The 25124-nt window shown below is 43.6% G+C and carries 18 protein-coding genes and 1 pseudogene; 1 reads left to right on the top strand and 18 read right to left on the bottom strand.

Annotation, left to right across the window (positions count from 1 at the left end; genetic code table 11):
* Window positions 1–22: 22 nt before the first annotated feature.
* From LNTAR_RS13250 to LNTAR_RS13230, 7 genes and pseudogenes are all read right to left on the bottom strand, one after another.
* The gene (locus LNTAR_RS13250; RefSeq protein WP_007279220.1) at window positions 23–1759 is read right to left on the bottom strand and encodes a sulfatase; all 1737 of its coding nucleotides are present in this window, start codon (window positions 1757–1759) and stop codon (window positions 23–25) included.
* Between the two features lie 224 nt (window positions 1760–1983).
* A complete protein-coding gene (locus LNTAR_RS13245) occupies window positions 1984–3438 on the bottom strand; it encodes a sulfatase (protein ID WP_007279219.1) in 1455 nt (484 codons plus the stop codon).
* 305 nt (window positions 3439–3743) lie between these two features.
* Window positions 3744–4571: an AraC family transcriptional regulator gene (locus LNTAR_RS25780; protein WP_007279218.1), complete on the bottom strand. Its 828-nt coding sequence runs from the start codon at window positions 4569–4571 to the stop codon at window positions 3744–3746.
* A gap of 57 nt (window positions 4572–4628) precedes the next feature.
* Entirely contained in the window at window positions 4629–4802 is a 174-nt protein-coding gene (locus LNTAR_RS28455) for a DUF1592 domain-containing protein (RefSeq protein WP_420798217.1), read from the bottom strand.
* Window positions 4788–5015: pseudogene (locus LNTAR_RS28450) on the bottom strand (sulfatase-like hydrolase/transferase); the annotation flags it as partial. The pseudogene LNTAR_RS28450 and the gene LNTAR_RS28455, both read right to left, overlap by 15 nt.
* Before the next feature lie 251 nt (window positions 5016–5266).
* On the bottom strand, window positions 5267–5428 hold the full coding sequence (locus LNTAR_RS27215) for a hypothetical protein (protein WP_007279216.1): 162 nt from the start codon (window positions 5426–5428) through the stop codon (window positions 5267–5269).
* Between the two features lie 123 nt (window positions 5429–5551).
* Window positions 5552–5767 carry a hypothetical protein gene (locus LNTAR_RS13230; RefSeq protein ID WP_007279215.1) on the bottom strand — a complete coding sequence of 72 codons (216 nt, stop codon included), beginning with the start codon at window positions 5765–5767 and terminating at the stop codon, window positions 5552–5554.
* Between the two features lie 555 nt (window positions 5768–6322).
* On the opposite strand from LNTAR_RS13230, the gene LNTAR_RS25775 reads away from it, so the two are divergent.
* Entirely contained in the window at window positions 6323–7768 is a 1446-nt protein-coding gene (locus LNTAR_RS25775) for an ISNCY-like element ISLar7 family transposase (protein ID WP_007279214.1), read from the top strand.
* An 819-nt stretch (window positions 7769–8587) separates the two neighbouring features.
* Here LNTAR_RS25775 and LNTAR_RS13220 read toward each other — a convergent pair.
* The 11 genes from LNTAR_RS13220 to LNTAR_RS13170 form a co-directional block, all read right to left on the bottom strand.
* Window positions 8588–8773, bottom strand: coding sequence for a hypothetical protein (locus tag LNTAR_RS13220; protein ID WP_007279213.1), 186 nt, complete (start codon window positions 8771–8773; stop codon window positions 8588–8590).
* A 173-nt stretch (window positions 8774–8946) separates the two neighbouring features.
* A complete protein-coding gene (locus tag LNTAR_RS13215; RefSeq protein WP_007279212.1) occupies window positions 8947–9243 on the bottom strand; it encodes a hypothetical protein in 297 nt (98 codons plus the stop codon).
* Between the two features lie 335 nt (window positions 9244–9578).
* On the bottom strand, window positions 9579–12026 hold the full coding sequence (locus LNTAR_RS13210; protein ID WP_007279211.1) for a DUF1588 domain-containing protein: 2448 nt from the start codon (window positions 12024–12026) through the stop codon (window positions 9579–9581).
* A gap of 10 nt (window positions 12027–12036) precedes the next feature.
* Window positions 12037–13353: a DUF1552 domain-containing protein gene (locus LNTAR_RS13205; RefSeq protein WP_007279210.1), complete on the bottom strand. Its 1317-nt coding sequence runs from the start codon at window positions 13351–13353 to the stop codon at window positions 12037–12039.
* A 146-nt stretch (window positions 13354–13499) separates the two neighbouring features.
* Window positions 13500–13787, bottom strand: a complete 288-nt coding sequence (locus tag LNTAR_RS27555; RefSeq protein WP_162026396.1) for a hypothetical protein — start codon at window positions 13785–13787, stop codon at window positions 13500–13502.
* Between the two features lie 335 nt (window positions 13788–14122).
* A complete protein-coding gene (locus LNTAR_RS13195; protein ID WP_007279208.1) occupies window positions 14123–15700 on the bottom strand; it encodes a sulfatase family protein in 1578 nt (525 codons plus the stop codon).
* 221 nt (window positions 15701–15921) lie between these two features.
* Complete coding sequence (locus LNTAR_RS13190; protein WP_007279207.1) at window positions 15922–18963, bottom strand: PVC-type heme-binding CxxCH protein; 3042 nt, start codon at window positions 18961–18963, stop codon at window positions 15922–15924.
* Window positions 18964–19160: 197 nt separating this feature from the next.
* Window positions 19161–20357: an FG-GAP repeat domain-containing protein gene (locus LNTAR_RS13185; RefSeq protein ID WP_007279206.1), complete on the bottom strand. Its 1197-nt coding sequence runs from the start codon at window positions 20355–20357 to the stop codon at window positions 19161–19163.
* 77 nt (window positions 20358–20434) lie between these two features.
* A complete protein-coding gene (locus LNTAR_RS13180) occupies window positions 20435–21874 on the bottom strand; it encodes a sulfatase (RefSeq protein WP_007279205.1) in 1440 nt (479 codons plus the stop codon).
* Window positions 21875–21887: 13 nt separating this feature from the next.
* A complete protein-coding gene (locus LNTAR_RS13175) occupies window positions 21888–23693 on the bottom strand; it encodes a sulfatase (RefSeq protein ID WP_052607324.1) in 1806 nt (601 codons plus the stop codon).
* Between the two features lie 43 nt (window positions 23694–23736).
* On the bottom strand, window positions 23737–25116 hold the full coding sequence (locus LNTAR_RS13170) for a sulfatase-like hydrolase/transferase (RefSeq protein ID WP_007279203.1): 1380 nt from the start codon (window positions 25114–25116) through the stop codon (window positions 23737–23739).
* Window positions 25117–25124 lie beyond the last annotated feature (8 nt).

Here is a 25124-nt window from a genome sequence, read left to right as displayed (position 1 = left end):
TATTCACCCTTATTTCAAGCCTCTATTTCACGTATTCCTGCTGTGATAGGTAACGATCTTTATTGCTATCTCTCTTATTGAAGTTTGATTTTAATTTCTCATTATCACGTTCAGGTTTAACGATAAACTCATTGTAATCCAACTTGCCATCCTTATTCTTATCACGACGTGTAAACTGCTGCTCGAGTGCGGGCTTTTTAGCCGCTGCGGACACCTGTTTAGCGGGTGTATTTTTCTTAGGAGTCGGCTTCTTGCTTTTCGCCTTCTGGCCTTTTTTCTTAGATGCAGGACGCTTTCCAATCGCAGTCGGATCAAACTGCTTGGGATCAAAATCCGGATTCGGCACTGGAGTCACGGCATTAGTCTCAGTCAAATAAGCTTCAATTAAATTATCAAGTCTTTTCAGCAATTCAGGATTAGAGTCCGCGAGGTTATTCTCTTCTGCAATATCATTTGATAAGTCATAGAGTTTGTAGTCATGTTCGCCATTTTCTCCTCCGAAAAAGACGCGTACCAACTTCCATTTTCCTGAATGTACCGACATTGAAGGCGGCAGCCATTCGGGGACAGGAACGATACAGGGGAAATAGGTGAATATGGCTTTACGGTCGAGCTTCTCTCCCTTAAGTGCAGGGCGGATATCTATGCCGTCCACAACGTGGCCCTCAGGTAGTGCAATGCCCGATCCCTTGATGATCGTCGTATAAAAGTCAGAGGTTTGAACAATTTCATCACTGCGACTCCCTGCTTTTGTCACACCCGGCCAAACGACCGTACACGGAACGCGAACCCCGCCTTCACACATAGATGCCTTGCCGCCACTAAGAGGGAAGTTGGATGTCGGCACGATACCTTCGTCCAGTTGACTGTAGATGTTGCCGCCATTATCCGAAGTGAAAATGATTACCGTATTATCCATAAGTCCTCTACTTTCTAGACCTTCCAACAATGCCCCTACCGCGTCATCCAATGACTGCACCATGGCCGCGTAAAGAGCAGACCTCTGTTTACTATTAGGGTCGATGACTTTTTTGTATTTATCAATGAGCTCCTGCTTGGCATCGAAAGGAGCATGAACCGAGAACATCCAGTAATTCATAAAGAAGGGCTTATCTCCGGAAAGGCCGTCGACCCATTTCAGGCACTCCTCAACCATGCGGTCCTCAATATACTCCTTCTCATAATTCGGCTTGATGTGTTCCTGACTCCAGGGAGCCACGTAAGATTTGCCGGGTCCCGCGCCGGTATGATGCGGTATATCCACGTCAAAACCATGTTGCAGTGGGCTGTAAGGCTCCGGTCCTAGGTGCCACTTGCCGAAATGTCCTGTTTCATAACCAGCCTGCTTCATCATTTTGCCGATGGTGGGAAAATTCGTATCCAAACGCGTAGCAGTGGACACAGGAAGAGCCTTCTCGGTTGGACGCGCCTTTTTCGCCAACTCTGCCTTCAGCGCAACCGTTTTCGTATGATGCCTTGGCTGCGTACTACCGTGACGCGCAGGTGTCTGTCCTGTCAGAAAACTCGCACGCGTCGGGGAACACAAAGGGGAATTGGAATAAGCACGATCAAAAGTACAGCCCATCTTAGCCAAGCGCATGATATTTGGTGTTTTATATAACTTCGTCTGGCCGTAAAGTTCCGTATCACTCCAGCCGAGGTCGTCGGCTAGAATAAAAACTACATTCATAGGTTTATCGGCAGCTGCAATAAGTCCCACTGTGAAAAAGCTAAGTAAAAAGCAATACTTCTTAAGCATAAGAGTTGCCCTGATTTTGGTACATTCCATAATAAACCTTTTATTTAATTGAAGTTGTGAAAGTTAACAGAAGAAAAGTGTGTAAGAAGAGCCTTGGCTAATATTTCTAAAATGAATCAATGTCCTTGAACGAAGCAAATCATTTACACCCTGGGAGCACCGGCGGCTCGCCGCTAAGAGTAGTTGAATATTGACGCCTCATTGAAGAGTCCGCATTACACTCATTATTTATAGGGATTTTTCCCCCATTGATAACGTTTAGAGGGATCAAATTTTGGATTGGGAACAGGCATTTGCGCCTTTGTCTCTTTTTGCCATTTCACTAAAGCCGCTTTCATTTCAGCAAATTTAGCCGGCAAGCTGACTTTGTGGTCCACCATTTCATTGACATCGTATTTTATGTTGTAGAGGTAAAACTCTTTACTCACTAAATTCTCAATGATTTTCCAGTCACCTTTTCTCAATGCCGACATGGGCTCATCATGGTGATAAACGGGGTAGTGAGTGAAGACCTCTCGCTCCGGATCGAAACTATTTTTCGTCAGTGCCGGCACCATAGAGACGCCGTCGAGCACCTGGTTTTTGGGCGCCTGTGTTTTGGTGACCTCTAAAAAGCTTGGATAAAAGTCGGAACTGCTAAAAACGGCTTCAGAACGAGTTCCCGGACTGACTTTCCCAGGCCACCTCACGATGAGCGGCACGCGTATGCCGCCTTCGTACACAGTGCCTTTCCCTGATCTAAGCGGTGCATTAGAAGTCGCCACATATCTCAATGGGTGCCCCTCTGGATAGACATTGACACTGCGTCCACCTAACAAAGGAATATCGTCATAGCGGTTATCAACGCCGCCATTATCGGAGTAAAAAATAAATAGAGTATTATCTGCTAAACCTTGATCATCAATTGCCTTCATTAACTGCCCTACGCTATCGTCGGTGTGCTCAATCATTGCAGCATAAACGGCATTGCCGGGGTAATTGGGATCTCTTTTTTTATTCAAATACTTGTCGATAAGATCTTTATCTGCATCTAATTGCACGTGCACATCATAGTGTGAGACAAATAGGAAAAAGGGCTGATCTTTATTTTCTTTAATAAAATCAACACCCATATCAGTGAGTACCTGACTTAAACGTTTGGGTTTATCGAGCTTATAAGCCGGTTGAAAAACAGGACGATAAAATCCCCCTCCGTTATACATGTAAGACTTATCATAGCCACGTTCATCCGGTGTATGACGTGCTTCTTTGCCCTTTGCAGTCCTATCATTGAGGTGCCATTTACCAAAATAGCCGGTTTTATAACCCGCCGATTTCATGGCATCGCCAAGAGTAAAAATATTTTCAGGTAAATGCTGTATTTTGTGGTGGGGCACAGTGACTTTTTCATAAGGACGCCAATGACCGGGAATAAAATCAAAAATCCCCACTCGTGCCGGCGTTTGTCCCGACTGAATACTCGCACGGGTAGCAGAACAAACCGGTGCCGCATAAGCTTGATCAAAGACCATTCCCTGAGTGGCTAACTTGTCTATATTAGGGCTTTCATTAAATTTATTTCCGTACACAGCCAAATCTCTGCCCCCAAGATCATCCACCATAATGAGGACAATGTTCGGCTTGTCGGCAGCCTGGACAGCAAGACAGCTGAGAATCAGAAGTGATAATAATTTATTCATTTATTCAACCTTATTAAAGTGTATTATTCATTGACCTGTAAGTAAGCTAAAGATCTGCTGTAAACTGAATTTAGCAGGGAATGACACATTTCTCTTATGTGTTAGTAATTCCCCTTGCCAACCCGGCCTGTAAGATCTTCGCTATTACAATATTTATTTAACTAGAATTGTCTTGAGTTTATTATATATGACAGTGAACAGGTACGATTTTCATTTTTTACAGGATTTTGCGGAGGCCGCAATTAGCCGTCTTCGACGACCGGTTTTTCTTCTCCAACTCCGGACTAAACCCCGTATTAAATTGATTAACAGTCAGGAAAAGCTCGATATTGAAGAGGCGTAACCCCTATAAACTTTTTGAATTGTCGGCAAAAATCCGAAACGTCAGGATAAGATAATTCAGTAGAAATTTCTAATACAGACAGCTTTGAATTCAACAGTAATTCACGCGCTCGTTCAAGACGTTTATATATTATATAGCGCCCGGGAGAAGTGCGGGTGATTTCAGTGAATTTAAAACGAAAACTAGACACACTCATAGCACAATGATTAGCTAAATCCTCCAGCTTTATTTTTCCTGTGTGACATTCATCAAGGTAGGCATCAACTTTACTGATCAATGGATCACTTTGTTCAGCATTCATAATGATTCGACTAATAAAGGCTTGCATCTCATTGGAAATCTCCAAAAGTTCGTCATCGGAATATTCCATCATCATTTTTTTGATTTTTAGACAAGTCGCAATAAAGCGCTCGCCATCCCCGTAATTTTTTAAAACAGGATCACTTAGAACAGTGCTTTGACTCAAGGTTTTAAGCAAATCAAAGAGCTGATGAGGGACGACCATGACCGCCATACGCCCTTGCTCCTTCCAGCTGATTTTATGTCTTTGAGTTGGAAAACGCTGAACAATATCTCCTGATTCAAAAGGGATCTCTTGCCCGCAAGAAGTCTGGTAGACACCGGAACCATCGATCATGTACATGATAATATATTCACTTGTTTCAGCTACTTCCTGACCTATTTCTCTAATGCGAATTCCGCAACGAAGTTTCGGCAGGGAATTCTCTCCCGTAGACTCTTGCCGGTATAAGCGTCTCACAAAAAAGGGTTCTATATTCTTATGTTTCATCAGGGAAGGCCTCTATTTTTCCGTAATACGGTTTCTTAATTTACTGCTCTATTATACTTAAACAAAACTCATCAGTTGTTTAGATTGAGCTAATTCTAAGAGCCTCTGATCTGGTGGCGCACTCCACAAGAAATAAGCTAAGCGTATGGCTAATTCGCGATCTGTGAGTTGGCGTGGCCCTTGCTTATCATTGGGTTCATCGAGATATAGGAAACTAGGCGAATCTTTCAAACCCGGGCCTAAAAAATAAATACCTGTTTTACTTGGGTCCAGAGATGACATCATGCTCTCTCTTGAAGGGCCACAAACAGGTGACTGACAATGCGCATTTGTAAAAAGCATTCCCCGGTTTGCTAGACGATCAATGTTTGGTGTTTTTTCATGGGGGTAACCACCAAGGACTCCTATCCAATCATTGAGGTCATCAACTGCTATGAGGAAAATTTAGTTTTCTTCATAGACCTTCAAGTTTTATATTAGGTTTGGTTTCTGAAAAATCCCAACTGACTAACTCTATATTTCACACTCCAAATTTATGAAAGACTCCCTTGTTTTGAAGCTCCCAAATCGTTTGGAATCATCTTTATAAATTTACTTTTTTTAGCTCATAACGTCTTAGATAAGCTATATGGTGCTGGAGCGCAGCGGAAGTCTCACATTAGGTTGATCTTTTTGTTAGATGTTTTGCGGTATTATTATTTTTCCGATTGATCTTTTTTTCTCATTTCTAGATACTTTTTTAATATTGTCGATTCGTCTTCAAAGCCATTTTCCTCTGTTAAATATTTTTCACCTGTAATCTGCTCTAATGCATAAGCAGCACTACGTCTAGCATGTATATATGAATCGTTTTTCATTGAATGTTTTAAATAATCAATAGAGCGTCATCTGATCCACCTAAACTTATATGCTGGGATCTAAAGTGTCGATTATCGGATACTTTGCTAAAGCAATAATTTGTGGGACTGAACTTTTTTCTTTTAATAAGCTAAGGCTATTAAAATATCGTTTTTAGTGGGTTTATAACTAGAGTAATAAGAAGCTGCAGTTAATTGAGATAATAATTTTTCTATTTTTGGGTCATCATGCTCTTTTATAGTAGCTTGTTCAAGTTTAGACATTCTCTTTTCTAAAGATGATGTACATCCTGTCACAATTGATAAGGTCGTTAAACCTATTAATAATTTTGCTTTCATAATCGTTCTCTTTTTTATTTATAATTAGTGTGACCTAACGTCCTAGATCACCTGTACTCGAGGTACTCGAGTAACAGGTGCATCTAATGGTTCTACTTGTCTGAGTAATAAACTTCGCCATCTTTTCGTATAGTGACCCCAATAGCTAGGCCTCCTAAGCGGTAGAAATAATCAACTTCTACTTTAGACTCACCTATAGTAAAATTGTATACTCCACCTGTTACTGAAAATTTTGAGACTTCTTCAGTTCCATCTATTAGGATTGTCTCAATTCCAAAAGGATTATTTTTAATGATAACTTCTGTACCATTAATAATAACTCTTCGTTTAAATAAAAAACCTGAAGTGCCTAATAATATAATTAGTGCCTGACCGAAATGAACCTAAGTCTTTTAAGTATAATAATTTATAAGGAAAATAAGTTGTGAGTTTTTCTAGAAAACAGTATTAAAGTACCCTATAAAACTTTTGTTTAAATGTATAGTACTTCATCATAAACTACTATTTATCCAATAGGATACAGATAAAATAAAAGAATCCAAGGTGTCATATAGCATGCGTAATTTTACAAGTACACAAGCAGAATTAGGAGAAAACCCACTTCTCGGAGTCACGCCAATTGAACAAGTGAGACTCGACACATACTGCCGTGATGAAATAACCAAAACTCTTCGTGGTTTACAAGAAATTTATCGAAACAAAGTTTTACTCAAAGAAATCCAAGATGTTTTGTCTGAATTAGTTCCTAAAGGAACATCCTGGAATGATGGACGTAAAGGAATGGATCTCTGGGTTATTTTTGTTTTAGGCACTTTGCGTTTGAGCTGTAATTGGGATTATGACAAGCTCAAAAGTTGCTATGATTATCATCACAAAATTCGGGAGATCTGTGGAGTTGATCTTTTTTGTGATGTCGACATAGTTACAGGACGCCAAACAATACACGATAACGTTAGCCTTTTTACAAAAGAAATTGCCAATAAAATTAGTAAACTCGTAGTTGCTTTCAGCCATGAATTACTTTTCCCAGAAGAACGAGAATTACATAGTCGTTGCGATTCTTTTGTTTTTGAAACGAATGTTCATTTCCCCACTGATTTGAATCTATTAAAAGATTCTGTACGCAAAGTATTGAGCATCGGAGGCAAATTGGCTTCATCTTTGAAAATCACTGGCTGGCGTGAAGTAAAAAGCCAGCAAAAGAAATTCCATAGCCTTTATAATAAACTGAGCAAGATGCGTCACTCTAACTCGAAGAAAGAAGAGCGAAAGGAAAAACGTCGCTTAGAAATAGAGGAGATAATTAAGGATTACCTTAGTGTGGCTCGAGCTCATTTACTCAAAGCAAGAACTCTCCAGAATTCTTTAGATGAAGAGTGTCCCAAGCTTCAGTTAAACATGGATTACACGGACTTATTCATTAAGCAAATAAGTCGTAGAGTTCTTAATGGAGAGACTATTTCACCCGATGAAAAGGTGTATTCGATTTTTGAACCTCACACAGAATGGATATGCAAAGGAAAAGCTGGGATTCGTCAGGAACTTGGCGTGAAGGTATGTGTAGTTGAAGATCAGTTTGGCTTTATTCTCGACCATAGGATCATGAAGGGCGAGCAGGATAAAGACGTGGCGGTTGAAATGGTTCGTAAAAGTAAGGAGCTGTACCCTGGGCTGACATCGATGAGTTTTGATAAGGGTTTTTATTCAAAGGTAGATAAGGATGGTCAAAATAATCACTCCCGCATTGAAGCATTAGAGGTAAGAGCTCACCTCCCTGTAAAAGGTCGCCGAAATAAAGCTGCTCAAGAGCGTGAAAGTAAGGAGGCCTTTGTCGTCGCTCGCAAACAACACCCCGCAGTTGAATCAGCTATTAACGCTCTTGAAAGTCATGGTTTTGACCGATGCCCTGATAAGGGTACTCCTAATTTCGAACGTTATGCCGCTATGGCGATAAGTGCCAGTAATATCCATCATCTTGGTGCTATCATCATGGCCAGATAAATCAAAGTCCTACGTAGAAAAAGAAAAAGCGCTTAAAGCTCTTCATAATAATAAAAACGCCATTCACGGCGTACTTTCTCCTGCCTTGACTTAGTGAATAAATAGAAAAAAAGCCTTTGTTCTGACGCCTAGGCCTTAAAAAAATGATAATACTATGACTGCACGACACGTATAACCATATTTTGAATTTTTATATTAACTTAAAATCATCAACAAACTCATAAACACTGGGTTTTCGGTCACGCACTAATTACAAGAATCGCTAAGATATCCATTTTTTCCCTTTAAATATTTTCTTTAGTTAGAACTTTAAAAACTTAATCCATAATTGTCGTCAATGATTTAGTTATGACTGCCTCTAAGATTTTTAACGATATTTTTTCTAAAGCATCTTTATCTCTTTGTGGAATCAGAAGCTTTATCAGCAAGACGGATATTAAAATATCCTTATCATGTTGTTAACATTGATTGTTTATTTTTAACAATATGTTGTCCTCTTGGAACTCAAACTTTTTGTTTTACCTGCATACCTAGCACTGTTGGCCAGCCTTTCAATCATTCCCTTTTCACCGACAAGTTCACCATTTAGATATCCTCAGTCATGCACTTAAGTCGAGCTGTATCTTATTGAAGTTTTTTATCTTCCGCGATTCTGTTTCAAATCCCCCTGAACCTTTGATAAACCCTTGATCATTTAAGTCAACTTTTTTTTCTCATCAATCGTTATTTTACAGCTTATTGGGACAAATACCCGCAGAAACAAAAGGCCTAGACAGTTAATAAAGTGATTACGATTTTACTCATATGCGTGACTAAAGGTCATTGCGTTTTAAAAACCTCCAATTTTTTCGCAGCTTCAACATCACCATCTATCATAACTTGAGTCGCCAGTGATTTGATGTTCTTTTTTTCCTCTGCGCTATGCCACTTGATATTATGGTATTGTAAAATCATATCCAATTTCTCTTCAATGCGATCATTTTGTATTTGATGCTTTTTATACATGCGCCGAACTCCCAATAGAGAGAACGCAATACAAAGAAATATAAAAATATGATCCATATAATTCCCTTTATTTCTAATTAATCGTTATTTTTACAGGTTCCTCAAACTTACAGCCCCAGAAAAGCAGTGATAAGCAATTATAACTTTATTCATATGTGTGACTAAAGGTCATTTCACTTTAAGAATTTCAAATTTTTCGCAGTGATTTGAGCTAAACCATTCTCATCAACAGCTATCTTAACATCTCCCGTAAATTGCATAGAACGACCATCCTCACTTTCGAAAATAGCATTTTTAGCTTCTATTTCACCTGACCATTGGCCGTCACTTGAAAGTTGGCCTTTTCTTTCACCATCACATTTAATGAGCCCGTCTTTTACTTTTATAACTTTCGCATTTTCTTCCCATGAATGATTTGTGGAAGTACATGAGACAAAGATAAGTAATAGTAGACTGATAATATATTTCATTTTTTTTATTCCATTTGGCTCTATTGAGCTCATTTATAATTTAAAAACTGATGATTCTTGGTCAGAATTTGATGAAGTGTGAGACACTGTGATATTCTTGCTAGATTATTGTCCTAAACTTTCTCAAAATGACAAAGAAAGATTTTTAATTGAAAAAATTTCGCAATTTCTCCTCATTTCAATACAATTTCTTTACCAAGGGCATAGCCCAAACTATGCTTTCTGAGTCCGTATGTAAAAAGGAGCATCTTTCCCTACATGCTCTATTGAAGTAAAAGTCCAAGCTGTGCAGATTAAATCACTATGATCAATCGCTACTGCCCTGTCCACTTTTGCTATTTGCGATACAGAAAAGCATCTGAACTTAATAGATAGAGGATCAGAGCTTTCATGCTGCCACCACTCTCGCGATAAGCTCGGTGAGCTTCTTGTAAAGTTTGTGCGTCAGCCAAAGTTTCATTGCGGCCCATCCAAAAGCGGAAGGCGTAACGTACAAAGACCTGTTCTACTCGTTCACTCTTGGCCAGCCTTTCAATCATTTCAAAAGCATTTTCCACCGGCCCATCCAGTTCAGGATCCCCACTATAAATAATCTCTCCTGTGGCATCGACCTTTTTGCCGTGATCAAATTCAACAAAACGCCCGATGTGATTAAAAGTTTCGAAAGGCAGCCCCAATGGGTCCATCTTTTGATGACAAGTCCAACATTCTTTTTCACGAGTTACATGCATGCGTTGACGAAGTGTATGGTCGGGTCGATCGGGAAGCTGGGCGTCGACAGTGATGGGCACTTCTGGAACAGCACCTCCCAACAAACGCTGGCGTACCCATAAACCTCGTAGAATAGCATGATTATCCATAGCATCCGAATGGGATATCAACCAACTGGGTTGAGTTAAAATTCCCATGCGCTGCTCTTTGGGTAAAGTTGTGAGTATATTATTTCTTTTATTCGAAACGATTGTTTCAATCTTTCGACCTGGTAATTCCAAACTATTTAGAAAGCCCTTAGGTGTAGGAAAGACCATCCTTATGGGTTTTTTCTGGCCTTGGCTGAAGAAACCAGCTCCTGTCTTTGGATCCACAAGGACTTTCTTAGCTTTTTCTCGCTCTTCTTTTGCCTTCTTCAGCTCTAATTTGAATTGTTCCCGCTCTTCTTTTTCAACTTCCAAAACACTAAATTGACGCCAATCCTTCTCTGGATCGAGGATCACTCTGTTGGTGGTCAATAAATTTTTCAGGACTTCGGTATCTTCCTCTACAATAAGTTGAATGAGTCGGTCTGTAGCGACCACCTGCCCGATAACTGATGATTGGTAATTGCGTTTGGCCAATGTTCCACCAGCTTTATTAACAGCATTTTTATCCTTGTCAATTTTTATGGCATAGTCGTAATCAAAGTACTCTCTAAAAAATTGCGTAATTTTTGGTTTTCTAAAACTCTCGTCATCCAGTAAACGTTTGACTTCCCGGCGAACATCGTCCACAGTTTTGAGTTTCCCGGCTTTCAAAGCTTCCCTTAGGCCGGCATCGGGTTCAACATAAGCCAAGGCTGCGTTGATCGCCAGTAATAATTCCTCACCCTGCAACATGACCCGGCCATATTCATCCGGCGTACCGTAATCAGCCAATTCAGTTCTATACAAAGCATCCCTATCTAAAAATATTGGCGTGAGCCCCAGTATTAGGCCATCCTTTTTCCCAAGACTCGCTATCGTATTTTTGAGAATATCCAGGTATTCATTTGATTCACTCTCCTTGGGATCCTTGAAAGTAAGAGCACGGTACAAAAAGTAAATAGCCTCTCTTAGTTTATCGTCATTCCATTCATCATCTTTATTTAATAAGCTGTAAACAGGGCTTAATGGCCGAGTCATTTCCTTTTTGTAAAAAAGACTTTTTGGCAAGCCCCTAAAATCGGGATTGAGGTGCTCTTTAGCTACCTCTTTCTTCGAATCGACGTATTGATGTGGCAGAGCATCGGGCCCAAAGGCCATGTAATGAATGATATCTTTTGCTACAGTCGAGATCTGTGCCACCTCAGAGCCATTCACTGAGTATTGATTTGAATAATTCTTTAATCCATGAGCGGATTTTAAGGTCATCACAGAAGGAAATGATCTAACCGCGGTTTCATAAGCCACGAAACCACCTATGTGACCCACTATCCTGTCTAAGCTGTAATAAACTTTAGCATCGCCGTATTTGTCAGGAGGAATGGGGTCTCCATGACTTCTCCTTCCCGGGTACTGGGGGTCGTACTCGGGAATAGCATTAATTAAATCATTGAGGCGGTTCATGTGCTCCTGTGGAGACAAACGCCAAATTCTAGCCGGAGAGGAACCCGGCTCTGGTTTGGCTTCGAGTTTGCCAAAGAGCAAATCATGATCAAGGTGATTACCCTTGGCAGCACTCTGGTGGGCACTGAAGCCGCCGTGATCTTTCATCGCCAATTCCATTTCGCCCGTGATCCAATTAGATAGTTGGAAACGCTCTTCCAGCGAAGGCTGTTTACTGGCCTTTCTTTTTTTAGGAGGCATCTGCTTTAAAGCAACTTGTTCCCATGTACGCATCCATAATGCGGCATTCTCAGGAGTGACGGCTTTAAGGTCATGAAGGGCCACCCCTCCTTCTTGATCGACGTCGTCATGGCAGTCGATACAGTATTTTTCCAGAAAAGGAGTAACAAAGGAGTCGAAATCAGTCTTGTCGGTGGCAAAAATAGTGTGTCCCAAGCTAAGACTAACTATCAGGATACTGGATCTAATAATCTTAAAGTACATGGTTTTCTCTCTATACCAGAAGATCATCGATTGAACCGAGTTTATCGTCAAATTTTTCGGCCAACTGAGGACTCATATTAAAGCTTTCGACGGGTGCACCAATGGCTTCCAGCAGGGTCATGTAGAAGGAGTTAATCGAACGATTGCCTTCAACTTTTACAAATTGTCCCATTTTCATGCGTCCACTGCAATTTCCCAGGGTCATAAAGGGCCACACAGAACCATCAGTATGCTGTTTGTCGGCATTATTACTAGTGTAGACGATCAAAGTATTATCCATCATAGTACCATCACCTTCGGGGATCGCCTCGAGGGATTTCATGAGTTTAATCAGCATACGGCAGTTGTAATGTCTAATCTTGTCCCAGATGGGATTGCCCTCTTGTGGCATGTGCCCGAGCATGTGCCCCTGCTCTTCAACGCCAATACCTTTCCAGGAACCAAAAATTTGACCACGGCCCGAGCCCACTGTCAGTACATTCGTGATCCCGGATTGCAAAGCAGCAATACCTAAATCAAGTAGTCTATCGTGCCAATCGGTTTCGAATTCGGGGTTCGTATAACGAGAGTCATACTCTGGCATGAACTTTTTGAGATGTGGTGAAGCGCCCTGCAAACGCTCACGTAGATCATTCATACCGGCAAAGCCCTGTAAGTAGTTGTCGTAACGCTGACGTTCCCCTGAAGGCAAGCCTAGGCCTTTTTGAGTTGCCATCTTTTGAACGCGGGTCAAGATCTGGGAGTCAACCTTATACTGAGTAGAAATTTCATCACTGGCGATGCTGCCAAAGATCGTTTTGTAAAGCAGGTTTGGATCAGAATACATGTGAATACCCTGACCTGGCCCTGAAGCCGAGAGTGTAGAGATCGTTGGACGCGCTCGCATAGCCTCGAGGGAGTCAAAACCAATACAGAGATGAGGCATAATAGTTTGTGACAACTTACGAGAAATGAGATGATCAATTGTTTCTGCTGCCGGACCAATGCCATCGCCGCCGCGGTAGCCACCCAAGGCCCCAAAATAGGCACTATGTGTAGGGCTGGTATGTTTGCCGTGCAGGCCGTAAATAATATTCAGTTTATCTCGGTAAGGTTCCAGTGCTGCAATGGGTTTGGGGAGACTGACACCTTTGAGAGAATGCGTTTTGTCTACATTCTTTGGCAAGCAGGTACCTGACTCAAAACCTTGATTCTGCAAAAAGAAAATAATTCGTTTTGGTTTAGTACTAGCACTTGTGGCAGCTTGGGCAAATTGGGGAAACATTCCCAGTCCCAAATAGCTGCCGGAAACGGCCATGCCCTTCAAAATATCTCGACGATTTATCATAGCCATCCTCTTATTAACTTAGATTATTCCCTGCTAAGTGAAATTTTATTCTGCGACTCAGCACAATTGTTTAGGACTAAAGTTGTAGTGAGAATTCATAAAATGACAGAAAGTAAGAAAAAAGATTCATTTAAGGGGATTTATAATCACGGTTTTGCGAACTGCGCAATTATGTCGTTTAAAAATAATTTTCCCGGTAATGTTCTAGGAAATCTATATTTGGTGTTTTTGCCTCGGGATGACCTCCATGCACCTATCCAATCATTGAGGTCATCCACTGCTATAAGCAAAACCTTAGGTTTATCTTGAGCCTCTAAGATTTTTAACAATATGCTGTCCTCTTGGAACTCAGGTTTTTGCTTTACCTGCATACCTGGCACTTTCGTGCCAGGCTGTGTGAAAAATAAAGAAATATCTATATTGTCAGGGCTCACCTGTGAGTCCACTAGAATGTAGCCTGCCCCGTGAGGGGCATGGAAATGAGAGCGGAATTAAGCCAGGGCCCAAACTTGGGTCCGACACACTATGCCGGACTCACATCCGCGAGGTATTGCCATACGGGCGGATAAGAACGATTTCTCCGCACCTGTGGCTGCACCACACGCTACTGTCTATCGGTGCTCTGCACCTGAAAAAGTGTTTTTTACGCAGCCTCGTCAGCCTTGGGTATGATTGGATAATAATATAATTGAATGCCGAAGGCATGGCATAGAAAGACTGCACTTACAACTTACTGAAATAATTATTTGAATCGATGATCTTTCAGTTATTATCTGCGCCTTGCAGTCCCTGGAGCTCCCCGCTGCTTTTCGATGAAGTCCAGCAGGCTATCGTGGTAGCCACCTTCATACTTCGGAACTGGCAAGTCGTTTTTCCAATCCGCCAAGGCCTTGCGCAGCTCAGCGGCTTTTTCCGGCATCTTGTTAATAAGATTGACCGTCTCATGAAGCTCTTTAGCCGCATTGTGTTTCCCCGGTGCGTCGAGGGACACGTCAAACAACAGTTCCTCACCATTTTCATGGGTCATGAATTTATATTTCCCGTCGATTATGGCCGCCGTATTCATGTAGCGCTGATAGATGTAGCGATTCAGTTCACGCTGATTCTTACCAGTTAGGAATGGCATCAGGTCGACGCCATCGAGCATCGAATCTTTTGAAGGGTCACCTCCTGCCAATGCCACCGCTGTAGCCCCGGCATCAAGAGTATTCACCGCTTTTTTAAACACCTGAGCTTCTATGACTCCCTTCCAATACACAAAGTAAGGTATGCGTGCGCCTCCCTCTAAAATAATGCCCTTGGAACCGATCCACGGATCATTAACCGATCCATCCCACGACTTCGTCGACAAGGGCGCGCCATTGTCGCCCATAAAAAAGAGGATGGTATTATCCAGCTCGCCCGATTTTTCCAGCTGCTGGATAATTTTGCCAACGCCGTTATCGATGCCCTTGAGCAAGGCCAACCCCTGCTGTCGCACTTCGGCCTCCGTGTAAGGCCGGGCAAAATTACTTCGGTTTGTATACGGTTTCTTGGTGTTGTCGTATCCTTTGGTAGCCAAGGCCTCAGCTGACAGCACTTGATCGGTCAGCGACTTCGGCGCGTTCAGAGGCGAGTGCGGGCCGTAATAGGCGAGATACAGGAAAAACGGGTCGGGCTTTGGCGCATGTCGTTCAATGAAATTCAGCGCCAGCTCGGTTTGAATCTGGAGGCGAAATTTATTCGTGTGGGCTCTTTTCTCATAGATCTTGTAATTGATTTGCTGCGGTTTGAGCGACTTTCCGTTTACGTCAAAGTTCGACCAGTATGTATTACCGGATCCCTGAGCATATTCATCGTAGCCGAATCCCTGCGGACGATGCGCATTGACCGCTTCTTTAGGCGCGTCGGCCATACTGGTGCAGCCGGTCTCTTCGAACCATTTTGTTGTCTTGCGATTGGGCTCCAGATGCCATTTGCCCACATGGCCGGTTTTATAGCCCCGCTTTTTTAGGCGCATAGCGATCGACTGTTGGTTCTTCGGCAAGGGTCCTTCGCCATTGCGCTCCAAGCCGAACTTCTGCTGGTAGCGCCCCGTCACAATGCCGGCCCGTGATGGTACGCACTGCGGCGCGGTGCAATAGGCCTGCGTCATCAGCGCACCGTTACTCGTCAGCTTGTGGATATTCGGCATATCAACCTCATCGCGCAGATCCGTCGCTTCGAGATCATTAAAACCATGGTCATCCGTTATAATAAAGATGATGTTAGGTGAGCGTGACGCTCCAGCGTCCTTGGGCGCAGCGGCAGTACTGTTTAGGAGTAGTGAAAAGCCGGCAAGAGCCATGGTGCAACAGATATTTTTCATTTGGTTTTCCTTGTTCGGTTTGTCATTTTAATTCGATTCATTGTTCTTGTGTTTTTTGTCTTCGGAGGCAAATGGGCGCTTATCTGCCTCTGGCCTTCGCATTCTCTTCGCTGTCGTACGATACGCTAACAATGATCAGGGCCGTCAGGAAAGTAGATGCCAGAGTATGCTTGAACAGTTTCATCTTATTGTATCCTTGTTTTAAGGTTCATGCCTTAGACTTACTTCCGCATCAGAAAGGCTATTAAATCTCGGACCTGTTCTTCACTGAGAGAATTAAGAAGCCCCGGAGGCATCATGGAAGTTTGAGATCTTTTCACATCTAAAATCTCAGCGCGATCGATATTCATTACAGCGCTCACGGTTTTCAAGCGGAACACATTTTTGGAACTCGTTTGCTCGGTTCCACCGAGAACGCGCCCATCCTTGAGTTTCACAGTAACTTGCTGATAATCTTTCGCGACCACGGCGCTGGGTGTTAATATATTTCCCAGTAAATACTCCAAGTTATCGCGGGCGGCACCCGTAAGATCCGGACCGATCTCTCCTCCGGCGCCATTCATTTTGTGACAAGCCGTGCAAAGTACATTAAATAGGGCTTTACCCTTGACGATATCCGCTTTAGCCAAGGTATCCGGCGTAAGGGTCTTTCGCCACTTGGCGAAATCTTCAGATCCTTCTTTAGACCCTGCCTTTGGTGGTTCCAAGTTCATCAATTCGTTGAAGCGCTGGGTGATTCGAGGATCCCCTAAACTGCGAATTTGGCGAATCTCATAGGCACGAAACTGAGTTGTCTTGATGGTTCCTTTCTCCAGTCCATCGAGCAGATAAGGCACCCATGTCGAGCGCGTTATCAAAGTCCGCGTTATTGGTCTGCGGATTTTTCCCGTAAAACTAGGCCAACTATCGACGAGCAGCTTGGCTATAGCGGGATCCTTAAACAAAGCGAGTCCCCGGACCGCTGTAAGAGTAAGGCCTTCAACTTTAAGGACTTGTTCGCAGACTTCCCGAAGGCCAGGTATCTGAGCATCAACCAAGGCCTTCAGGGCCGGCTGCCGCTGCATAAGCGAGTTCTTTGGATTTAAGGCAATCTCACGCAACCCACTAATCGCCAGTCCATCACCAAAAACGGCCCCCAAGGTATGCAAGCGGTATTGAACCTCCTCATCAGCACTCTCGCTAATACGGGAGACAAGCAAATCCCAAGAAGATGGTTTCTCAACTTTTTTTCGGCCGCTAAGTCCATCGGCGAGACCATCGAGAATTGCCTTTTGACTTACGGCGTCTTTCCGCTCGGAAACTTTTGTCAGTAGCCGGGCAATACGCTCTGGGTGGCGATCGATTTCCTCCGTGAGTAGACGAGCGCCCCAGCGCTGAATCAGTGGAAATGAGGCATCGAGGATTAAGCTCTCGAAACGGCCATCATTGAGATCGGCGGTTTCATAAATTCCGCACCAAAGCATAACGGGTTGATTGTGGTCGTCGGCATCCTCTTGTCGCGCAAGCAAGGGCTCTGCCAGCGCCGGCCGCAGCTTCAAAGGAAGCTTTTGTAAGAGCGAGGCCAAGGTAACGCGGACAAGCCCACTCGCTTCAGCTGCCGCCATGCGGCCCAGGCGATTCTTTGCAAGGCTCAGGAAATTTTTTCGCCATACTTCGGAATTATGACTGCCGTCTTCCAGCAAACGGAGTGCCCAGGCGCGAATGGATTCAGGCTCGGCATCGAGCAAGGCTAGCAATTGATCCCAGGTCGTAGCGTTTATCGCATGGAGCGCCCAAAGCGCCCGTAAGCGCTGCGTCGTTTCAGCACCATCTGCGCCCAGAGACTTTTGCAAGTGGGCCATAGCCAAGCTCATTTCTTGGCCATCCGCAGCCCGGTCGGCGAGAATCTGCCGGCTCATGCGTTCCTGCCAAACGTTGTTTGAGAGCGCCAGTTGAGCGAGTTCCTTATTAGCGAGACTTTTGAGGTCTGAAAATTTCAAGGGCTCAGAGGCTCCGTAGCTAATCTTGTAAATGCGACCGCTCAGGCGATGAACGCCATCGTGATCGTGACATTCGCCTGTGTCGCTCCAATCACTGACGAAGATTCCGCCATCCGGGGCGGGAATCAGGTCAATACCCCGAAACCAAGGGTCCGAAAAAAAGAAATTATCCTCGCCATGATGAGCCACATAACCGGTCCCTTTGCGCTCCACATGTTCTACGTTGAAACGCCGGCCATGGAAGTTCATCGTCAACAATCGACCATTCCATTCCTTTGGCCACTGGGAACCCTGATAAAAAAGTAAGCCAGTGTGGGCATGGCCTCCTCCAGCTTCCATAGTCGCACCCGTCACGCCCGCACGTACATCGGTCCAGTCCTCCTCGACGGCCCAATGAACGTGGTCAGCGGTCTGCTCGATGACCCCATAGATACGTGGATCGGAATCCAGACCCATCATGCGCCGGTAGCGGGCGCCAGGAATGACATGCCAGAGATGACCAATTACGGTGTTGATGAAAAATAGTTCTCCATGCTCGTCCCAATCCATACCCCAGGGATTAGTTGTTCCCCGTGCCACGATTTCAAAGACTTCCCTTTCCGGATGATAACGCCAAATACCGACATTCAAAGGCGTGCGCTCTTGGTCGGGAGAACCCGGTTTCCCCACCTTTGAGTACGGCATAATCCCTTGCCGTCCGTAAAGCCAGTTATCGGGGCCCCAGCGCAGCCCATTTGCCACAGTATGAGCACCTTTCTTAAAATTAAAGCCATCGAGGATTACCTCGGGTTCGCCATCGGGAATGTCGTCACCGTTGGCATCGGGGATAAAAAGCAATTCCGGCAAAGCCAAAACCCAAACGCCACCCCGGCCAAGAACAATGCTAGTTAACTTTTGCCCCCCGTCCCAGAAAACAGTTCGCTTGTCATGACGGCCATCATTGTCTGTATCCTCTAAAATCAGAATGCGATCACGGAGTTTATCTAAACCAACATCCAGAAAGCGACCTTGCCCGTAGGTATAGTTTTCAACCACCCAAAGTCGCCCCCGCGAATCGCTTGTCATGGAAATCGGTTGTTGTACGGCCGGCTCCGAAGCAAAGCTAGTGGCATGAAAACCGGGCGGCATGCGAATTCCCGTAGCAGCCTCCTCAGCAGGCATCACCTTGTTCGGGGTCAGCTCGGTATTAAACGGTTGAGGAAAGGCCGTCTTATCGCTTTTTTCGGTGCCGCTGAGCATATTGCACCCAAGAAATACGAGAGTTAGAATTTTTAAATTAAACATATTTTTTAAACCTTTAGGTTAATGCCGAGTAAAGCCACCACGACTAAAGCTTCGATCAAAGTCATTTTTATTACTCAGTATAATTGTTGCGAAACTCACCTGAAATGACAAAGTGTTTCATTTCCTTTGACTCTAAACCAACAGGTTTTTCTTGTTTTAAAGGTGCTTTTCAGCCACTGCTCACGGCTTCAGGTTTATTACTGCTTTTGCAGAAAGACAAAAACACCTTTCTTGTTACTGACCACGATGTCATTTAAGCCGTCTTGGTTGACATCCCCGGCATTGACCTGTGAGCCAATTCCGGAATTATCATCGACTTTGATTGGCTTGTAATAAGCCTTGCTATTCTCACGAACAAGTTTGAAAATGTAGAGGACGGCCGGTGCCATCGGTTCGGCATCACCTTTGGGGCCATGTGCCCAATACTTTTTACCCGTGACGATATCCAAGAGGCCATCCTTATCCATATCAATTAGTTTCAGGGCGTGTAGCTGGCTAAACTTGACACCGAATTTATTATCTTGCGGGGTGGCTCCCATAATGGTTTGCTTTTCGAATTTTTTGTTATCGATGTTCTTGAACCAGTAGAGACCGTAGCCGTGAGCGTTTCCGGAAGTAATAAGGTCATTCTTACCGTCGCCATCGACATCATAGGCAAACATCTGAGCCCCGCAGTGTCTTTCGCCATTGGAAAATTGTTGCTTATGGTAAATCCACTCCTGATCCGGTTTGGCATTCGCCGGTTGTTCAAGCCAGCCATGCCCGGCGAGCATATCCATGCGGCCATCATTATTGACATCGCCCATACCGATGCCGTGAGTATATTTATACCATTTGCCTTTAGCGGAGACTTTATGAAAGGTCCATTTTTCAAGAGGCTTAGCGGGGTTCATTTTGGCATAACCAAAGTAACCGTCATAGTTGCAGATAAGCTCTTCAGTGCCATCACCATCGATATCGACTAATTCCGGAGATTCGTTATCGACAAGATCTCGAAGCACTACTTCTTGCCATTTGCCTTCCGGAGTTCCCGGGTTGAGGTAAGCGTAAAAAGACGTTCCCGGTAAACCGATGATGAGAATATCGTTTTTACCATCTTGATTAATGTCTCGTACCCAGTTGGCAAATGAATTGGAGTATTTTTCCGGCATATAAGCATTGTCTTTAACAAAGGTATGTTTGTTATTGGCGACCAGTTTGCGGATCTGGTGTTTGACCTTGTAGTCGGGTCCCTCCCACCAGAAGCTACCGGCAACAATGTCATTTATGCCATCGCCATTGAGATCACCAAAAGCCGAGCCTCCGGAGTAGAATTTTTCAGTAAGAGTTATTTTCTTATACTGGGCACCCGCAGAGAGACACAAAGATAATGTTAGTAGTAATAATTTTTGCATTGTTATCTTTACTTATTTTAACTTTAGAAAAGAGGATTCTAGTTCATCGAGCAGATAAGCATGATTGAGAACCGCATTCACCGATCTTTTCTTAGCCTGCCTAGCTTAAACCACTCAGGATAGGCTTCCACAGTTAAACGAAAACCCTTTTTTCGCCCGGCTGGATAATGAATACCGAAATTTGTGGGCTTACCTTTAGGGCGCTTGGGATCCCATTGAGGGTTCGGACTCATCTCTTGTGCAGCAACTTCCTTTAGATGCCTTGCCAACATTTTCTGAAGACGGCTGGCTTGCTCCGGCTGTTTTTCAAACAAATTATTCGCTTCGTATGGATCACTGTTTAAATCAAACATTTCATATGTGTCGCTTTCAATTTTATGAATAAGCTTTAAATCGCCATCTATTATAGAAGAACCAGGCGTGCCACGATGCGGGAAATGCCAATAAAGAGTTCTCTTGCCTAGTGTTTTTCCTTTTAGAAGCGGCATCATACTTTTTCCGTCAAGGTGAGCTTCAGGCATCAAGGGCAAACCGGCAAGCTCCAGGAAAGTCGGAAAAAAGTCGTTACTTATCACAACTGACTTATTCACCGATCCAGGAGTGATCTTTCCCGGCCAGCGAATCAGCAAGGGTACGCGAGTCCCACCTTCGTAGAGAGAGCCTTTCCCACCATTATACGGCTTGTTACTCGAAAGGTTACTTAATCCGCCATTATCTGAGGTCACAATGACCACCGTGTTATCGTCCAAACCTAATGCCCTTAGTGCATCTAAAACTTTTTTGATAGAATTATCAAAGTGGGAGATCATCCCGGCATATTTAGAGTTTTTCTGATGCTTCCCTTTAGGGACAGAATCATACAATGCTTTTGCATAGGGAGGGCACGCTACAGGCACATGCGGAACATGGTGCATAAGGCACAACATAAAAGGTTTTTTCTTATTTTCTTTTAGGAAACGCAGTGTGCGCTCTGTTAGTTCATTTACCCCCTTGTCATAAGCTTTGGCTTTTCCCGAAACACCAAAAGCCTCGTCAAAGCCATAAGCTTTATGTTCTTTTCCAGTGAAAAAGCGTTCTTCATTTCCCAGATGCCACTTGCCAAACATAGCCGTCCGGTAATCATTTTTTTGGAGTACGCGGGCGAAGGTCGGTAGCTTTAAGGAAAGTTCCTTGACATGATTGGGAGGTATCATTTTGGGGTTTTTGTACAAGCGATCCCAGGGTAATGCATCAGTCAAATGTATACGCTGTGGATAACGCCCTGTTAAAATGGCCCCTCGTGTGGGTGAACACACATGGCTGGCTGCATAGGCACGGTCGAAGCGCATACTCTGACTCGCCAGCTTGTTCAGGTTAGGCGTTAGGTAATAATCACTGCCATAAACCCCAAGGTCCATTATGCCCATATCGTCGGCAACAATAAAGAGAATATTGGGCCTTTGAGCGGCATTAAGGAGATTAAGACTTGCCAAGGCAATCGTACAGACTAAAAAAATATTTTTTGAAATACAGCGCATATAACTCAAGCCCTTAATGAGCCTTGATAAGCAATTCACAGGGGGGAATGGTCCAATCATTGATCTCAAAACAGTCTGCTCCACCTTTCCAGCCAAACAGAAGCTTGGCAGAATGACCTGCCGGTGCTTTGTTCCAAGTAACAGTCACACTACCATCCTCATTATTTTTTACCTTGACAAATTTTGACCCACCAAGTACTAGGGCATGGGTCTGGCGGCTTTTACCATTTTGATCTATCAATTGAATAACTTGCGAGCCGGCGCTGTCAGTCTTAATGATTGTTTCAGCAAGAGCTAATGTTTTTGGTCTAAGCGCTGCCTTCTTGGGATTCGAACGAGCTATTTTACTTGCTGTCTTCTGAAATGATTTGTTCGCAATGGGCACAAGGGCAGCAGTTTCCTTGATGTGGGCTTCTATAAGCCGATCAAGTTCTTTTACTTTCTCCGGCATATAAGCGGCAAGATTGATTGATTCGTAGAGATCGCGTTTCAAGTCAAATAATTCATAAGCATGTGATTGAGCCTTTGGACCGGCGTGATAAAAGCGGATCAGCTTCATATCACCTACTCGAACGGAACTGGATGGTGCACACATGACACCGAAAAGATGCTGAAAGTCTGTAAAGATTGGCTGATGCTCCATTTTGCGCTGCTCAAGCAAGGGAAGAATGCTCTGCCCATCAAATGTAAGGCCTTTTTTTGCTTTGATATTCACAGCCTCCAATACTGTCGGATAAATATCAATTGATTGTACAGGCGTCGTACAAACTGATCCTGCTTTTATTGTATCAGGCCAGCGAACAATCCATGGAACACGCGTTCCACCTTCATAGGTATTCGCTTTGCCACCACGAAGAGGCCGGTTCGATGTCCAGGTATTGCCATTCGTCTCTTTGTGAATTACACCGCCGTTATCCGAGGTCAAAATAATGAGTGTGTTGTCTTTGACGGCTTTATTTTCAGGCTTGTCCAGCCAGTCCAGAAGCATGCCGACGCTATTGTCCATGCTATCAATCATTGTTCCCATTTCCGGACATCGCTGTGGGTTATTCGGATCTCTACGCTCGAGATATTTAGGCATGAGGTCTTTTTTTTCAATCACGGGCCCGTGTACAGCATAGTGCCAAAGATTAAGATAAAACGGTTTATTTGAATCCTGTACCGATTTGATCCATTTTATAGATTCTTTTGCCAATCGCTCATTGAGGTATTCTCCTTTAGGCCCAGGACTAAGATTGTTAATCCCCTTTGCTTTTTTGCCTTTGCGCTTATAGGGAGAATAATAATCAGGAGGTCCCGGCAAACCCGCCCCACCAATAACAAAATCAAAGCCCTGATTTTCCGCATTGTGTTTCGGGTTTTCAGTTAGATGCCATTTTCCTATATGGGCTGTAGTATAGCCTGAATCCTGTAATGCCTCTGCAAGAGTATACACTGCCAGGGGCATGTGATTCTTGCTTTCTACTTTTCCGCAATATTGATTTGGCGCAGGAGCTAGTGCTTTTGGCTTTTCCTTACTTTTAGGGGTGACGGCCACAGTCATGTGTAAGCGGGAGGGATATTGTCCGGACATAATACTTGCCCGAGTTGGAGAACAGAGCGGACTTGCAGCATAAGCATCTGTAAACAACATTCCTTCTTTAGCAAGGCGTGACATATTTGCTGTCTGATAAAACTTAGAGCCGTAAGTTGAACTATCCATCAAGCCCATATCATCAATTAAAATAACGATGACATTGGGCTTCTTTGCCGCGATAAGTGCCGACGGCATAATTATGCCTGTGACGAATAGACAAAATATTTTTTTAAACTTATTCATTTTTTTCCTGATTATGCTGATACTAACTATTTTTTATGTGAGTTTATTTGATGTATGATGGCACAAAGGGCTCTACAAATTTTTTATTGTTGAACCATTGCCGTTTCCATTGCTTGGACAATTCAGGATCATTGTAATCCGGAAGAGGAATATTTTTATTCAAAATACCTTCAAGCTGTTTACGCATATAAATGGCACGTTCATCTTGTGAGTCGCTTAAATCTTTGTAAGCCCCCTCTTCCCATTCATTGCGATTATCTCCGCAGGAATAAAACTTACCGCGTCCGTCAATCAGCCATTTTTTTGTTCTCAACCAGCGGCAACCATACCATTGTGATGAAATCCATTCACGACCTTCAAATGCTTTGCCCATGATTAAGGGCCCGAAGCTGTGACCGTCAAAAACATCACCCTCCGGCAATGAACCACCAGCCAACTCAACACAAGTAGGTATGACATCGGTAAAGTCTACCAATTCTTCATTAGCACCTGTGGGCTTCAGGTAACCCGGGGCATAAACGACAAATGGCACACGCGGCCCTTTTTCTGAATCCGGATTCGATTTGCCATAGCTACTACTGCCATTGTCTCCGGCATACATAATAATGGTTTTATCCAATTGACCGGTTTTATCCAAGTGTTTAATAAAACCACCGATTTTATAGTCTAAATAACGCAGGCAGGCGACAAAATCGTTCTGAACCAGTTTACCGGTTTTCTGCCAATTATCATCCAGCTCTGGTACCCAAGGTGGTCCCCATTTCTTGGGGTTATCCGGATTACGCACCCAGTGGGGTAGATTAAGAGACATGTAAACGAACCATGGTTTTTCGCTCTTTTTGGCGGTGAAATCGTGAAGATAGTGGAAAAGAGAATCAGTACTGTGCACATCCTTTTGAACAACTTTTTTACCATCGACATTATTGTCCGAAGACCTCATGTCAAAAATATGTCCATGATTCACCAAGCACCAATTTTGGAAACCGAAGCTCTCAATATTCCCTGTCTGTATCTTACCGATCATTGCTGTACGATAATCATTGGCAGTCATCAAAGATCCAAGGGTATTCGGATAACGCTCGCCAATCGACTTGATTCTGTTATTATTTTTATTTCTAGGATAAACCTGATTTTCATACACCCTCGTTCGGAAGGGGTATTTGCCGCTTAGCAGCATGGCACGCGTTGGTATACACCGTGGTGTCGCCCAAGCCGTTTTAAAATAGAGTCCCGATTTACCCATCTTATCCAGTACCGGCAATGGAGTTTTACCTCCATAAAGGGCATAGTCTTTCGGCGACACATCATCCGATAATATAAATATAATGTTCGGCCGTTGATCCTTAGCCGCAGCATTCAAATTGAAAGATAGTAATAAGGCTGCGGATAAGCCAGTAAGTATATATTTTAGTTTAGTTTTCATTGCTTATT

Source organism: Lentisphaera araneosa HTCC2155 (genome assembly GCF_000170755.1).
Lineage (GTDB): Bacteria > Verrucomicrobiota > Lentisphaeria > Lentisphaerales > Lentisphaeraceae > Lentisphaera > Lentisphaera araneosa.
Note: the sequence above shows the minus strand (reverse complement) of the source record. Positions and strands in the feature narration are given on the sequence as shown.

Coding starts and splice junctions, on each gene's coding strand:
- LNTAR_RS13250 (WP_007279220.1), bottom strand. CDS start 1,759: ATGCTTAAGAAGTATTGCTTTTTACTTAGCTTTTTCACAGTGGGACTT.
- LNTAR_RS13245 (WP_007279219.1), bottom strand. CDS start 3,438: ATGAATAAATTATTATCACTTCTGATTCTCAGCTGTCTTGCTGTCCAG.
- LNTAR_RS25780 (WP_007279218.1), bottom strand. CDS start 4,571: ATGAAACATAAGAATATAGAACCCTTTTTTGTGAGACGCTTATACCGG.
- LNTAR_RS27215 (WP_007279216.1), bottom strand. CDS start 5,428: ATGAAAAACGATTCATATATACATGCTAGACGTAGTGCTGCTTATGCA.
- LNTAR_RS13230 (WP_007279215.1), bottom strand. CDS start 5,767: ATGAAAGCAAAATTATTAATAGGTTTAACGACCTTATCAATTGTGACA.
- LNTAR_RS25775 (WP_007279214.1), top strand. CDS start 6,323: ATGCGTAATTTTACAAGTACACAAGCAGAATTAGGAGAAAACCCACTT.
- LNTAR_RS13220 (WP_007279213.1), bottom strand. CDS start 8,773: ATGTATAAAAAGCATCAAATACAAAATGATCGCATTGAAGAGAAATTG.
- LNTAR_RS13215 (WP_007279212.1), bottom strand. CDS start 9,243: ATGAAATATATTATCAGTCTACTATTACTTATCTTTGTCTCATGTACT.
- LNTAR_RS13210 (WP_007279211.1), bottom strand. CDS start 12,026: ATGTACTTTAAGATTATTAGATCCAGTATCCTGATAGTTAGTCTTAGC.
- LNTAR_RS13205 (WP_007279210.1), bottom strand. CDS start 13,353: ATGATAAATCGTCGAGATATTTTGAAGGGCATGGCCGTTTCCGGCAGC.
- LNTAR_RS13195 (WP_007279208.1), bottom strand. CDS start 15,700: ATGAAAAATATCTGTTGCACCATGGCTCTTGCCGGCTTTTCACTACTC.
- LNTAR_RS13190 (WP_007279207.1), bottom strand. CDS start 18,963: ATGTTTAATTTAAAAATTCTAACTCTCGTATTTCTTGGGTGCAATATG.
- LNTAR_RS13185 (WP_007279206.1), bottom strand. CDS start 20,357: ATGCAAAAATTATTACTACTAACATTATCTTTGTGTCTCTCTGCGGGT.
- LNTAR_RS13180 (WP_007279205.1), bottom strand. CDS start 21,874: ATGCGCTGTATTTCAAAAAATATTTTTTTAGTCTGTACGATTGCCTTG.
- LNTAR_RS13175 (WP_052607324.1), bottom strand. CDS start 23,693: ATGAATAAGTTTAAAAAAATATTTTGTCTATTCGTCACAGGCATAATT.
- LNTAR_RS13170 (WP_007279203.1), bottom strand. CDS start 25,116: ATGAAAACTAAACTAAAATATATACTTACTGGCTTATCCGCAGCCTTA.